Origin of the sequence: Microbacterium kunmingense, from assembly GCF_023155745.1 — a bacterium.
Taxonomy (GTDB): domain Bacteria; phylum Actinomycetota; class Actinomycetes; order Actinomycetales; family Microbacteriaceae; genus Microbacterium; species Microbacterium kunmingense.
In genome coordinates this window covers 231,769-244,438 of the sequence record NZ_JAKNUS010000002.1, presented here as the reverse complement: position 1 = coordinate 244,438, position 12,670 = coordinate 231,769, and the positions used below count along the sequence as shown (strand labels likewise).

Here is a 12,670-nt window from a genome sequence, read left to right as displayed (position 1 = left end):
CGCGCGGTGATGCCCGGCGCTCACCAGAGGGCCGCCGCCGACTGCTCCGCCGTGAGCAGGCGCGCCGACCCCCGGCTCTGCAGCTCGCGGACGAAGGCCCCCAGCGCCCGCCGGTAGGCGTCGTCGGGGTGCGTACGGGCGATCGTCACGAGGGGCGGGAGGTCCAGTGTCATGATGAGCTCGATCCGGGCCCGCACCGCGGCCGGCCGCCCCGCGGCATCCAGAACATCCAGGCCCCCGCGCAGGCCGTGGAGGTAGTCGCGGAGTACCGGCAGGGCCTCCCGGTGCTGCGTGATCGACGATCCGTCCGCCCGTTCGCGCCACTGAACCACCACATCGGGGATGACGTCGAACGATCGCGCGGCGGCGTACATCCGCTGCGCGAGAATCTGGTCCTCGTACAGCCGACCCTCGGGGAAGGACAGCCCGGCTCGCTGCCAGAAATCGCGCCGGCTGACCTTGGACCAGGCGACGATGTTCCCGGATGCCGCGGGGTGCTCGTCGAGCGACGTCCGGCGCCGCTCGGGGTCGGTGGCGGCGGCGACCCACGGCTGGACCGCACCGGGGGTGTAGGTCACCGGCCCGTCGGGGGCCGCGGGGGGTGCGGGGCGCAAACGCACATAGGCGCCCGCGACGAAGTCGCTGCCGGTGTCGTCGAGCACGGCGAGGAGGCGCTCCAGCGCCGTGGGTGTGAATCGGTCGTCGCCGTCGAGGAAGGCGAGGTAGGGGGTGTCGACGGCGGCGAGCCCGGTGTTGCGCGCGGCGGCGAGGCCCCGCTGCCGGGGGTGTCGGATCACGCGGAAGCGGTCGTCCTCCGCAGCTGTCCGCGCGAAGATCTCGGGGGTGTCGTCGGTGGATCCGTCATCGACGAGGACGGCGCGCCAGTCCCGGAAGGACTGCGCCCGCAGCGACGCCAGCGCTTCACCCGCCCAGGGCCCGACATCGAAGCCCGGGACGATGACGGTGAGGGCGGGTGTCACGAGGCTGATCGTACCGCCCGAACGGCCGCGGCCACCCGGGCGGCGAGGTCGTCGGCGTCAACCGCGGGCTCGTGGGGGAGGGTGAACCGCACGGCGGTCTGGGCGACCTCGGGCTCGTACCCCATCGCCAGCACGACGTGCGAGGGTTCGTCGCTGCCGGCGGCGCACGCCGATCCGCTCGAGGACACGACCCCGCGCCGCTCGAGTTCGAGCAGGATCGCCTCTCCCGAGGTGCCCGGGAACACGAAGCTCGCCGTCCCGGGGAGCCGCTGGACGGGGTGTCCGGTGACCCGGGCCTCGGGCACGCGCTGAAGCACGGCCGCGATGAAGCGGTCGCGGGCGGCGCCCACCCGCGTGCTGTCGCCTTCCCGTTCTGCTTCGGCCAGTTCCAGCGCGGTGGCCAGGGCGACGGCGCCGGCGACGTCCTCGGTGCCGCTGCGGCGCCCGCGTTCCTGACCCCCGCCGTGGAACAGCGGTTCCAGGGGCACGCGCCCCCGGATCGCGAGCGCGCCGGTGCCCTTCGGGGCGCCGAGCTTGTGGCCGGCGATCGCCAGGCTGTCCGCGCCGGTGCCGGCGAGCGGCAGCCATCCCGCGGCCTGCACCGCATCGAGGTGGAGGGGGACGCGCCGCGCCGAGGTCGCGGCGGCGATCGCGGCGACATCCTGCACCGTGCCCACTTCGTTGTTCGCGTAGCCGACCGCGACCAGGGCCGTGTCCTCCCGGATCGCATCGTCGACCGTGCCCGGGTCGATCCGTCCGTGGTGGTCGACGGGCAGCATGGTCACCGCGAAGCCGTGGATCCGACGGAGGTGGTCCACCGACTCCAGGATCGCCTCGTGCTCGATCGGCGAGGTCACCACGTGCCTCGCGCCCCGGTTCTGCCGGGCGGCGACGGCGATGCCCTTCACCGCGAGATTGTCCGACTCGGTGCCGCCCGAGGTGAAGATGACATCGCTCGCGCGCATCCCGACCACGCGAGCGACGCGCGCCCGCGCGTCATCCAGCGCAGCGGCCGCCGTCTCGCCGACGGTGTGGTGGCTGGAGGCGTTGCCGAACCAGCGGGTGAGGTAGGGCGCCATGGCCTCGAGGACCTCCGGGCGCACCGGTGTCGTGGCGGCGTTGTCCAGATACAGCAGCGACATGGGTCATCCCGCGTCCGGCGCCGAGATCCGGATGTCCAGGCCCAGATCCAGTGCCCGGGCGGAGTGCGTGAGGGCCCCGACGGAGATGACGTCCACGCCGGTCTCGGCGATGGCGCGCACGGTCTCCAGCGTCACGCCGCCGGATGCCTCCACGACGGCGCGGCCGGCGATGAGCGCGACCCCCCGGCGGAGGTCGTCCGGCGAGAAGTTGTCGAGCATGATCGTGTCCACCCCCGCGGCGAGGACGGGTTCGATCTGGTCGAGCCGGTCCACCTCCACCTCGACGTGGGTGGTGTGGGGGAGGGTCGACATCGCGGTGCGGAGGGCCTCGGTGACCGAGGCGCCGCCCGCGGTGAGGACCGCGAGGTGATTGTCCTTCACCATCACCGCATCCGACAGCGAAAACCGGTGGTTGTGGCCTCCGCCGTCGCGGACCGCCTGACGCTCGAGGACCCGCAGCCCGGGTGTCGTCTTGCGCGTGTCGACGATGCGGGCGCGGGTGTTCGCCACCTCGGCGACGTAGCGGGCGGTGAGGGTGGCGATCCCCGACATCCGCTGCATCAGGTTCAACCCGATCCGCTCCGCGGTGAGGATGCCACGGGCGGGGCCGTCGACGACGGCGAGCACGGTTCCCGGCGCGAACGGCGCGCCGTCCTCGATGAGGACCGTCACGGTGATCGCCGGGTCGGTCAGGCGGAAAGCCGCCGCGAAGACCGCCAGTCCGCTGGCGACCCCGGCTTCGCGGGCCACCAGCTCGGCGCGGGCGGTGGCGTCGTCGGGGATGAAGGCGGAGCTCGTCAGGTCGCCCCAGGGTGCGTCCTCGGCGAGGGCCGCGGCGACGACGCGATCGATGACGGCGGGGGTCAGCATGACGCCGCCCGGGTGATCGACGCGGCGGGCGCCGGCTGGTCGGCGCGCAGATGCGCGCCCACCGATTCCCGGCGCGCGCGCGCCGCGGCGACGAGGTGAGCGCCGACGAGGAGGAGGTTGGCGTCCTCGTGGTCGTTCTCGGTCACGGGCTCGGAGGTCACGGCGCTCCACGCGCGGAGGATCGACGCCGCCTCGGCGAGTCCTCGTTCGGTGCGGACGAGGCCTGCTCGGGTCCAGAGGAGCTCCTGGAGGGCCGCGCGATCGAACGGCGGAGGGGTGACCACCGCGATGGGAAGCGCGGGAAGGCCGGCGACGGCGGGTGGGGGGGTCGTGATGGGCGGCCAGCCGCCCATGACGTCCCTCGCGAGGACGTCGCCCGTGCGTGCGCCGAAGACCGCGCCCTCCAGCAGCGAGTTCGATGCCAGCCTGTTCGCACCGTGGACCCCGGTGCGGGCGACCTCACCGACCGCGTAGAGCCGCGGGAGCGAGGTGCGGCCGTGCAGGTCTGTGACGACTCCCCCCATGAGGTAGTGGGCCGCAGGGGTGACGGGCACGGGCTCGGCGGCCCAGTCCCAGCCCCGACGGCGCACGGCGGCGTCGATCGTGGGGAAGCGGCGCGCGAGGAACGCACGACGTTCGGCGAGTGTGGGACGCAGGTGCGTGGCATCCAGACGCACGGGGCGTCCTCCCTGGCGGGCCATCCGGTCGGCGATCGCCCGGGCGACGACGTCGCGGGGCGCGAGATCGCCGTCGGGGTGGACGTCGAAGGCGAAGCGGCGGCCCGTGTCGTCGATGAGCGTGGCCCCTTCGCCCCGGACGGCCTCGGAGACGAGGAAGGCCTCGCCCCGATCGTCGGGGGGCAGCACCGTCGGGTGGAACTGGAAGAACTCCAGATCGGCGACCGCGGCGCCCGCGCGAAGCGCCGCGGCGATGCCGTCGCCGGTGGCCACCGCCGGGTTCGTGGAGTGGGAGAAGAGCTCTCCGGCGCCGCCGGTGGCGAGGACCACGGCGTCGGCGAGGAGCCGGCGCCGGACGCCCTCGCGGTGTGTGGATTCTCCGACGAGGAGGTCCACGCCGCGCACGCGGCCGTCCTCCACGACGAGGTCGACGAGGAAGGCGTGCTCGATCACCGTCGCTCCGCTCTCGCGAAGACGCGCGACGAGAGCCTTCTCGACGGCGGTCCCGGTGGCATCCCCTCCCGCGTGGAGGATCCTCGGATACGAGTGCGCCGCTTCGAGCCCCTTCACCAGGCTGCCGTCGGGCGCGCGGTCGAACGCCACGCCCAGGGCGATGAGGTCGCGGATGCGGGCCGGTCCCTCCTCGGCGAGGACGCGGACGGCGTCGGGGTCGCTGAGACCTGCACCGGCGGTGAGGGTGTCGCAGATGTGGTCTTCGACGCGGTCGTCGTCGAACATGACGCCGGCGATGCCGCCCTGGGCGTAGCGGGTGTTGGCGTGCTCGAGGACGTCCTTGGTGACGAGGGTCACCGTGGAGCCGCCGGAGACGGCATGCAGTGCGGCGGTGAGCCCGGCGATGCCGCTGCCGACGACCACGGCGTGCACGCGGGACGGGGTGGCGTTCATGCGGGCTTCGCCGCCAGCATCCGCTCCAGCGCCACCCGGGCGGGGTCGGCGACGTCGGCGGGGACGGTGATCCGGTTCTGCACGTCGCCCCGGACGAGACCCTCGAGCACCCACGCGAGGTACCCGGGGTGGATGCGGTACATCGTCGAGCAGGGGCAGACGACCGGGTCGAGGCAGAAGATGGTGTGCTGCGGGTGCTCGGCGGCGAGCCGCTGCACCAGGTTGATCTCGGTGCCGATCGCGAACGTCGTCGGCTCGGTCGCCGCTTGGATCGCCTTGCGGATGTAGTCGGTCGACCCGGCCTCGTCGGCGGCGTCGACCACCGCCATCGGGCACTCGGGGTGGACGATCACGCGGACGCCGGGGTGCTCGGCGCGGGCGCGGTCGATCTGATCGACGCTGAACCGGCGGTGCACCGAGCAGAACCCGTGCCAGAGCACCACGCGGGCATCCACGAGCCCCTCAGCGGTGCTGCCGCCGAGCGGCTTGCGCGGGTTCCACATCGGCATCTGCTCGAGCGGCACGCCCATCGCCTTCGCGGTGTTGCGCCCCAGGTGCTGATCGGGGAAGAACAGCACCCGCCGCCCGCGCGCGAAGGCCCACTCCAGCACGGTGCGGGCGTTGGAGGAGGTGCACACGATCCCGCCGTGACGGCCGACGAACCCCTTGATGGCCGCTGAGGAATTCATGTAGGTGACCGGGATGACGGGGACGAGACCGTCCTCGTCGGGGGTGTCGAGATCGCCGTAGACCTCGGCGAGCTGCTCCCAGCACTCCTCGACCTGGTCGATGTCGGCCATGTCGGCCATGGAGCACCCCGCGGCGAGGTTCGGCAGGATCACGGCCTGCTCGGGCCTGGAGAGGAGGTCGGCGGTCTCGGCCATGAAGTGCACGCCGCAGAAGACGATGGCCTCGGCGGCGGGGTGGGCGAGCGCCGCGTTCGCGAGCTGGAAGGAGTCGCCGATGTAGTCGGCGTGGGCGATCACCTCCTCGCGCTGATAGAAGTGGCCGAGCACGACGACGCGGTCACCGAGGGTGGCTTTGGCGGCTCGGATGCGATCGGCGAGCTCGGCCTCGGAGGCTTCGCGGTACTCGCGGGGGAGCTCGCCCTGGCGAGGTGCGCCGGTGGGGATCACATCGCCCATGGACGATCCCGGTCCGTAGCCGGGGCGGGTGTCGAAGTCCCACGGGCCGAGCGCGAGGTCGGTCGCACAGGTCTCGGTCGTCGACCGACCCGACACGATCGCCTGGATCTCGTGGTCGACGGACGGGTCGACGGGCTCGCGGAGGGCGGGGGTGGGGAGCGCGGTGGTCATCGGTCACTCGTTTCGGGCGAGCGCGACAGGGGCCCGCGGTCGGCGAGCTCCACATCGCGGTTGTAGCGGTACAGGCGGGCGGGGCGGTGACTGCCGGTGCGGAACCGGTCGGTCGGGATGAGGGTGGCCGAGGTGTCGACCTGGCGGCGGAAGTTCGCGGGATCGAGCCTGCGGTCGAGGATCGCCTCGTAGACCTCGCGGAGGTCGGCGAGGGTGAACTCGTCGGCGAGGAGGCCGTGCGCGATCCGGCTGTAGCCGACCTTGTTGCGCAGGCGCCAGAGGGCGTAGTCGACGATCTCGTTGTGGTCGAAGGCGAGGCGGGGAAGGTCGGCGGCGTCGAACCACCCGACGTTCTCGACGTCGGAGACCTCTTCGGGACGCAGCAGCGCCCAGTAGACGATCGACACCACACGCGTGGGGGAGCGGTCGACCGCGCCGAAGGCGTAGAGCTGCTCGAGGTAGCTCGGGGCGAGTCCCGTGGTCTCGCCGAGGGTGCGGGATGCCGCGGCATCCAGTCCTTCGCATGCTCCCAGCCAGCCGCCCGGCAGGGCCCACAGCCCCTCGAAGGGGTCGCGGGTGCGCTTGACGAGGGGGAGGACGACCGACGGGGGGAGCCCGGGCTCACGGGTGCGCAGCGAGAAGATCACCGTCGACACCGCCACGCGGATGGGGTCCTTCTCGTGGTCCATGTTCTTGTCATCCTGACTTTAAGCCTGACGCCATCTTATTGTCACTTCGACCTGAAGGCAAATGCGACATTCGACCGCGCCGCCTCGGTGATGTCTCAGGCGCGCGCCGTACGCTGGTGGCTCCCTGCCGAAGGATGGCCGTGCTGATCGTCGATCTCCTCCTCATCGCCCTGCTGGTGGTGGCGCTCGTCGTCGGGCTGCAGCGCGGCCTCGTCGCCAGTCTCGGAACGCTGCTGGGCCTGGCCGCCGGCGGGGTCGCGGCCTGGTGGCTGGCCCCCGTCATCAATGACGCGTGGCCCTGGCAGCAGTGGCGGCCGCTCGTGGTGATCTTGGCCTCCTTCCTCCTGCTGGTGCTCGGGGGGACCATCGGCGGTGTGCTCGGCGGGGCGGTCAGGCGCGGCGTGGACCGGGCGAAGCTGCGGGTCATCGACCGACTGCTCGGCGGTGCCGTCAGCGTCGTGGTCGCAGCCCTCGCTCTCTCGCTCGTCGGTCAGAGTGTCGCCAACACCGGCGCGCCGGTGCTCGGACCCGCGGTGGCGTCGTCCCGGGTGATGACGGCCATCAACGGCGTCATCCCGGCGCCCGTGGCGCAGACGCTCGCGCAGTGGCGGAGCTTCGTCACCGACGACGGTCTGCCGCGGCTCGGCGGTCTCCTCTCCCCGCAGGTCTCGCCCGGCACCGCGACGCCCATCGGGCTCGACGATCCCGAGCTCGCGCTCGCCGCGGCATCAGTCCTGCGGGTCTCGGGTACCGCTTTCGCCTGCGGCACGAGTTCGACCGGGTCGGGGTTCGTGGTCGCTCCCGATCGCGTGGTGACCAACGCCCACGTGGTGGCGGGGGTCGACACGCCCGTCGTGCAGCCCAACGGCGGCACCGCCGTCGAGGGGCGGGTGGTGTACTTCGACCCCATCGACGACCTCGCCGTCATCGCCGTCGACGGGCTCGGCGTCGCCCCTCTCGGTCTCAGTGAGACCCTCCCCGCCGGAAGCGCGGCGCAGGTGCAGGGCTATCCGCTCGGCGGGCCGTGGGATGCGAAAAACGCCGAGGTGCTCTCGGTGGGCACCGTTCCGGTCCCGGACATCTACGACGACACCGCCAATCCGCGGGAGATCTATCAGCTCTACGCCCAGGTGCGCCCCGGCAACTCCGGCGGGCCGCTCCTGACCGGTGACGGAGAGGTGGCGGGCGTCGTCTTCGCGCGCGCCGACGGCGACGACACCCGGGGATACGCGATGACGAACGCCGAGCTCGAGCCCGTCGCCGCGGGTGCCCCGGGGCTCAGCGACCGGGTGTCGACCGGGAACTGCCTGGGCTGACCCGCGCGCCGACGAGTCTCTGGGCGAACGTCGGCGGCGCCGCTATGCTGGCCCCACCGGCCCTGCCGAGACACAATTTCACACCGGCCCATGACACGGACGGGAGAGCCTCGACGCCCCGGCGACGAGCACCGAAGGAGCAAGCCTCCCCGCCAATCTCTCAGGTACCGCGTACCGTCCGTGCCGGCCGACTCTGAAAAAGGATGCCGCCGCTTTCTGCGTCATCCGCCGACGGTGAAAGCCCGGGCACGTCCCGGCGCGAAACTCTCAGGTCCATGACAGAGGGGGAGTTCTTCGGCACGGATCACCGTGCCGACCCGATCCGACCGGGAGAACTCCATGGACGACACAGCGCGGCGAAGTCCGCTGCATGACCGGCACGCCGCCCTCGGCGCCTCGTTCACCGACTTCGGTGGGTGGCTGATGCCGGTGCGCTACACCTCCGACCTCGCCGAGCACCACGCCGTGCGCACCGCGGCGGGGCTCTTCGACATCTCGCACATGGCCGAGATCTGGGTGCAGGGCGGTGATGCGGCGGGCTTCCTCGACGATGCGCTCGCCGGCCGGATCTCCTCGATGGCGGTCGGCAAGGCGAAGTACTCGCTCGTGCTGGCCGAGGACGGCGGCATCATCGACGACGTCATCGTCTACCGCACCGGAGAGCAGTACTTCCTCGTCGTGGCGAACGCCTCGAACCGCGATGCGGCGGTCGACACTCTCGCAGAGCGCGCAGACGCGTGGCCGTCCGGGTCGGTGCCGCGGATCGAGGATGTCACCGACCAGACGGCATTGGTGGCCGTGCAGGGGCCCCGCGCAGAGGAGATCCTCCGTGCGGCGGCGGGCGTGAGCGTCGAGGGCCTCGACGACCTGGGCTACTACGCCTGGCGGCAGGGCGAGTTCGACGGTGCGCCGCTGCTCGTCGCCCGCACGGGGTACACCGGCGAAGACGGCTTCGAGCTGATGGTGCCCGTCGACGCAGCGGGCGCACTCTGGGACGCGCTCCTGGCGGCCGGCGCGCCGCTCGGCCTCGTGCCCGCAGGCCTCGCCGCCCGCGACACGCTGCGCCTCGAGGCCGGGATGCCCCTCTACGGTCATGAACTCGGGCGCGGCATCCGCCCCGCGCAGGCCGGGCTCGGTCGTGTCGTCGCGCCCGACAAAGCGGATGTCGCGCTGCCGGACGAGAACGCACCCGTCCTCGTCGGTCTCGTCTCGGAGGGCCGCCGCGCGGGCCGCGCCGGCTACGGCGTCTTCGCCGGCGAGGAGCGGGTCGGGGAGGTCACGAGCGGCGCTCTCAGCCCGACCCTCGGACACCCCATCGCCATGGCCTACGTCGCGCCCGCGGCATCCGCTCTCGGCACCGAACTGACCATCGACGTGCGGGGCACCCGCATTCCCGCCACCGTGACCGCCCTGCCCTTCTACCGGAGGAAGAAATGACCGACACCAGCGCCCTGAAGTACACCGCCGAGCACGAGTGGATCGCCCTCGACGGGGATGTCGCCACCGTCGGCATCACCGACTACGCCGCCGACAAGCTCGGCGACGTCGTCTTCGTCGACCTGCCCGCCGTCGACTCCGGCGTGAGCGCCGGCCAGGTCTGCGGCGAGATCGAGTCGACGAAGTCCGTCGGAGAGCTTTACGCTCCCGTCGCGGGGGACATCGTCGCGGTCAACGACGCCGTCGTCGACGATCCTTCGCTGGTGAACTCCTCGCCGTACGAGGACGGCTGGCTGCTGAAGCTGCGCGTCGACCCGGCCGCCGTCGACGGCCTCCTCGACCGGGCCGCCTACGAGGCGCTCACCGGGGGCGAGTGATGGCGCGGACCTTCGCCGAACGGCACATCGGCACCGACGCCGCAGCCGAGGCGGTCATGCTCGACGCTCTCGGGTACGACAGCGTCGATGCTCTGCTGAGCGCCGCGGTGCCGGCATCCATCCGTGCGGCGGCGCGCGCGTCGTCGTCGATCCCGGCCCCCGCGAGCGAGACCGAGGCGCTCGCCGAGCTGCGGGCGCTGGCCTCGCAGAACCGGGTCGCCCGACCGATGATCGGTCTCGGCTACTACGACACGATCACCCCGTCGGTGATCGCCCGGAACGTGCTGGAGAACCCCTCCTGGTACACCGCGTACACGCCCTACCAGCCCGAGATCTCTCAGGGGCGGCTCGAGGCGCTCATCAACTTCCAGACGATGGTGTCCGACCTGACGGGGCTCGCGATCGCCAATGCTTCGATGCTCGATGAGTCCACCGCCGTGGTCGAGGGGATGCTGCTGGCGCGGCGGGCATCCAAGAGCAGCGCGAACGTGTTCGCCGTCGATGCCGACGCGCTCCCGCAGACCCGGGCGCTCCTGCATGCCCGCGCCTCGGCGGTCGGGATCGAGATCGTCGAGCGCGACTTCGCACGGGGCGAGACCCTGCCCGAGGGCGTCTTCGGCGTGCTGCTGCAGTACCCCGGTGCCACCGGGCGGGTGTGGGATCCCTCCGGGGTCATCGACGCCGTCCACGTCGCCGGGGGGCTCGCGGTCGTCGCCGCGGACCTTCTCGCCCTGACGCTCCTGGCTTCCCCCGGTTCGCTCGGCGCCGACATCGCCGTCGGCACCACGCAGCGGTTCGGCGTTCCGCTCGGGTTCGGCGGTCCCCACGCCGGGTTCATGGCGGTGCGGCAGGGGCTCGAGCGGCAGCTGCCGGGGCGCCTGGTGGGTGTGTCGCAGGACGCCGCCGGCCACCCGGCCTACCGCCTGTCGCTGCAGACGCGCGAGCAGCACATCCGCCGCGAGAAGGCGACCTCGAACATCTGCACCGCCCAGGTGCTGCTCGCCGTCATGGCGTCGATGTACGCCGTGTACCACGGTCCCGACGGGCTGCGTGGGATCGCCACCGAGGTGGCGCAGAAGACCGAGGCGCTCGCCGAGCGGCTCCGTTCATACGGGCTGAACCTCGTGTCCGACTCGTTCTTCGACACCCTCCGTGTCGTCACACCGGGACCGGCGGAGCGGGTCATCGAGCGAGCGCGATCCAAGGGCTACCAGCTGTTCTGGGCGGATGACGCCACCGTCGGCGTGTCGGTCGACGAGACCACGACGGCCGCCGACCTCGCCGCTGTGGCGTGGGCGTTCGGTCTTCCGGATGCGGAGCCCGACGGTGCCCGCGAGGTCGCGTTCGACGGGGTCGCGGGGCTGCGCGGGGTGCCGGCCGCCCTCCGCCGGGAGGACGCCTACCTGCAGCATCCGGTCTTCTCTCAGCACCGCAGTGAGACGGCGATGATGCGGTACCTGCACCAGCTCGCCGACCGCGACTACGCCCTGGACCGGGGGATGATCCCGCTCGGGTCGTGCACGATGAAGCTCAACGCGGCCACTGAGATGGCGGCGGTGTCGTGGCCGGAATTCGCCCGGGTGCACCCGTTCGCTCCCGCCGCCGACGTGCGCGGCTACGCGGCGCTCATCGAGCAGCTGGAGAGCTGGCTGGCCGAGCTCACCGGATACGACGCGGTCTCGCTGCAGCCCAACGCCGGCTCGCAGGGCGAACTCGCGGGGCTCCTCGCGATTCGGGGGTGGCATCGCGCGAACGGCGACGAGGGGCGCGTGGTGTGCCTCATCCCGTCGTCGGCGCACGGGACGAACGCCGCATCAGCGGTGCTCGCGGGCATGCGGGTCGTCGTCGTGGCGTGCGACGAAGCCGGCAACGTCGACCTCGACGACCTGCGTGCGAAGGTCGCCGCGCACGCCGTCGAGCTCGCGGCCCTCATGATCACCTACCCGTCCACGCACGGAGTGTACGAGCACGACGTGCTGGAGATCACCCGGGCCGTGCACGATGCCGGCGGTCAGGTGTACATCGACGGGGCGAACCTCAACGCCCTCCTGGGCTACGCCCGCTTCGGCGATCTCGGGGGCGATGTGTCGCACCTGAACCTGCACAAGACCTTCGCGATCCCGCACGGCGGGGGCGGCCCGGGCGTCGGGCCGGTGGCGGCGAAGGCGCACCTCGCGCCCTACCTGCCGTCGCACCCGTTCTCGCAGTGGGCCGACCACTCCGGCGGCTTCCGGTTCGAGGGCGGTGCGGTCTCGGCGGCCCCGCACGGGTCGGCGGGGATCCTGCCGATCTCGTGGGCCTACATCCGGATGATGGGGGAGCAGGGCCTCACCCGGGCGACCGCGTCGGCGGTGCTCGCGGCGAACTACATCGCCGCGAGGCTGCGCGATCACTTCCCGGTGCTCTACACCGGCGAGGGCGGGCTCGTCGCGCACGAGTGCATCCTCGATCTGCGACCGCTGCGGGAGGAGACGGGTGTGACCGTGGACGACGTGGCCAAGCGCCTGATCGACTACGGCTTCCACGCCCCGACGATGTCGTTCCCCGTGGCGGGGACGCTCATGGTCGAGCCGACGGAGTCGGAGGACCTCGCGGAGATCGACCGGTTCATCGACGCGATGATCGCGATCCGTGCCGAGGCGGCACGCGTGGCCGCGGGCGAGTGGCCCGCCGACGACAACCCGCTCGTCAACGCCCCGCACACGGCCGAGTCGATCGTGGACGCCGAGTGGCGGCATCCCTACTCGCGTGAGGAAGCGGTGTATCCCGTGCGCGCGCTCGTGCGCACGAAGTACTGGCCGCCGGTGCGCCGGATCGACCAGGCCTACGGCGATCGCAACCTCACCTGCGCCTGCCCCCCGATCGAGGCGTTCGCCTAGCCCGCGCCCCGCGCCGCGCGCCGGCGCGCGCGCCCCGCGCACCCCATGCGCGGCCGCCGCGCCGCCGCGCACTGGCCGGCG

The 12,670-nt window shown here is 72.3% G+C and carries 10 protein-coding genes and 2 riboswitches; of the genes, 4 read left to right on the top strand and 6 right to left on the bottom strand.

From position 1 onward, the window contains the following. Positions 1–20: 20 nt before the first annotated feature. The 6 genes from MA875_RS03845 to MA875_RS03820 are packed head-to-tail and all read right to left on the bottom strand — an operon-like array spanning position 21 to position 6,580. A complete protein-coding gene (locus tag MA875_RS03845; RefSeq protein ID WP_308221496.1) occupies positions 21–980 on the bottom strand; it encodes a glycosyltransferase in 960 nt (319 codons plus the stop codon). Then, on the bottom strand, positions 977–2,116 hold the full coding sequence (locus MA875_RS03840) for a cysteine desulfurase family protein (RefSeq protein ID WP_248240661.1): 1,140 nt from the start codon (positions 2,114–2,116) through the stop codon (positions 977–979). The genes MA875_RS03845 and MA875_RS03840 overlap by 4 nt, the downstream gene beginning before the upstream one ends. Before the next feature lie 9 nt (positions 2,117–2,125). After that, on the bottom strand, positions 2,126–2,992 hold the full coding sequence (nadC, locus tag MA875_RS03835; RefSeq protein WP_248240388.1) for a carboxylating nicotinate-nucleotide diphosphorylase: 867 nt from the start codon (positions 2,990–2,992) through the stop codon (positions 2,126–2,128). Next, positions 2,986–4,575: an L-aspartate oxidase gene (gene nadB, locus MA875_RS03830; protein ID WP_248240386.1), complete on the bottom strand. Its 1,590-nt coding sequence runs from the start codon at positions 4,573–4,575 to the stop codon at positions 2,986–2,988. Before nadB ends, nadC begins: the two co-directional genes overlap by 7 nt. Further along, the gene (gene nadA / locus MA875_RS03825) at positions 4,572–5,891 is read right to left on the bottom strand and encodes a quinolinate synthase NadA (protein WP_248240384.1); all 1,320 of its coding nucleotides are present in this window, start codon (positions 5,889–5,891) and stop codon (positions 4,572–4,574) included. The genes nadB and nadA overlap by 4 nt, the downstream gene beginning before the upstream one ends. Further along, entirely contained in the window at positions 5,888–6,580 is a 693-nt protein-coding gene (locus MA875_RS03820; protein WP_248240382.1) for an NUDIX hydrolase, read from the bottom strand. The genes nadA and MA875_RS03820 overlap by 4 nt, the downstream gene beginning before the upstream one ends. Before the next feature lie 134 nt (positions 6,581–6,714). On the opposite strand from MA875_RS03820, the gene MA875_RS03815 reads away from it, so the two are divergent. The 4 genes from MA875_RS03815 to gcvP all read left to right on the top strand — a co-directional run bounded on the left by MA875_RS03815 (position 6,715) and on the right by gcvP (position 12,589). Next, a complete protein-coding gene (locus tag MA875_RS03815) occupies positions 6,715–7,896 on the top strand; it encodes a MarP family serine protease (protein ID WP_282448642.1) in 1,182 nt (393 codons plus the stop codon). A 90-nt stretch (positions 7,897–7,986) separates the two neighbouring features. Further along, a riboswitch (glycine riboswitch) is annotated at positions 7,987–8,083 on the top strand. 1 nt (position 8,084) lies between these two features. Beyond that, a riboswitch (glycine riboswitch) is annotated at positions 8,085–8,185 on the top strand. A gap of 50 nt (positions 8,186–8,235) precedes the next feature. Next, complete coding sequence (gcvT, locus tag MA875_RS03810) at positions 8,236–9,333, top strand: glycine cleavage system aminomethyltransferase GcvT (RefSeq protein WP_248240380.1); 1,098 nt, start codon at positions 8,236–8,238, stop codon at positions 9,331–9,333. Beyond that, entirely contained in the window at positions 9,330–9,710 is a 381-nt protein-coding gene (gcvH, locus tag MA875_RS03805) for a glycine cleavage system protein GcvH (protein ID WP_248240379.1), read from the top strand. Before gcvT ends, gcvH begins: the two co-directional genes overlap by 4 nt. Continuing rightward, complete coding sequence (gcvP, locus tag MA875_RS03800) at positions 9,710–12,589, top strand: aminomethyl-transferring glycine dehydrogenase (RefSeq protein WP_248240378.1); 2,880 nt, start codon at positions 9,710–9,712, stop codon at positions 12,587–12,589. The genes gcvH and gcvP overlap by 1 nt, the downstream gene beginning before the upstream one ends. Positions 12,590–12,670 lie beyond the last annotated feature (81 nt).

Excerpts from the sequence above, each read along its gene's own strand:
- nadC (WP_248240388.1), bottom strand. The coding sequence starts at position 2,992 with ATGCTGACCCCCGCCGTCATCGATCGCGTCGTCGCCGCGGCCCTCGCC.
- nadB (WP_248240386.1), bottom strand. The coding sequence starts at position 4,575 with ATGAACGCCACCCCGTCCCGCGTGCACGCCGTGGTCGTCGGCAGCGGC.
- nadA (WP_248240384.1), bottom strand. The coding sequence starts at position 5,891 with ATGACCACCGCGCTCCCCACCCCCGCCCTCCGCGAGCCCGTCGACCCG.
- MA875_RS03820 (WP_248240382.1), bottom strand. The coding sequence starts at position 6,580 with ATGGACCACGAGAAGGACCCCATCCGCGTGGCGGTGTCGACGGTGATC.
- MA875_RS03815 (WP_282448642.1), top strand. The coding sequence starts at position 6,715 with ATGGCCGTGCTGATCGTCGATCTCCTCCTCATCGCCCTGCTGGTGGTG.
- gcvT (WP_248240380.1), top strand. The coding sequence starts at position 8,236 with ATGGACGACACAGCGCGGCGAAGTCCGCTGCATGACCGGCACGCCGCC.
- gcvH (WP_248240379.1), top strand. The coding sequence starts at position 9,330 with ATGACCGACACCAGCGCCCTGAAGTACACCGCCGAGCACGAGTGGATC.
- gcvP (WP_248240378.1), top strand. The coding sequence starts at position 9,710 with ATGGCGCGGACCTTCGCCGAACGGCACATCGGCACCGACGCCGCAGCC.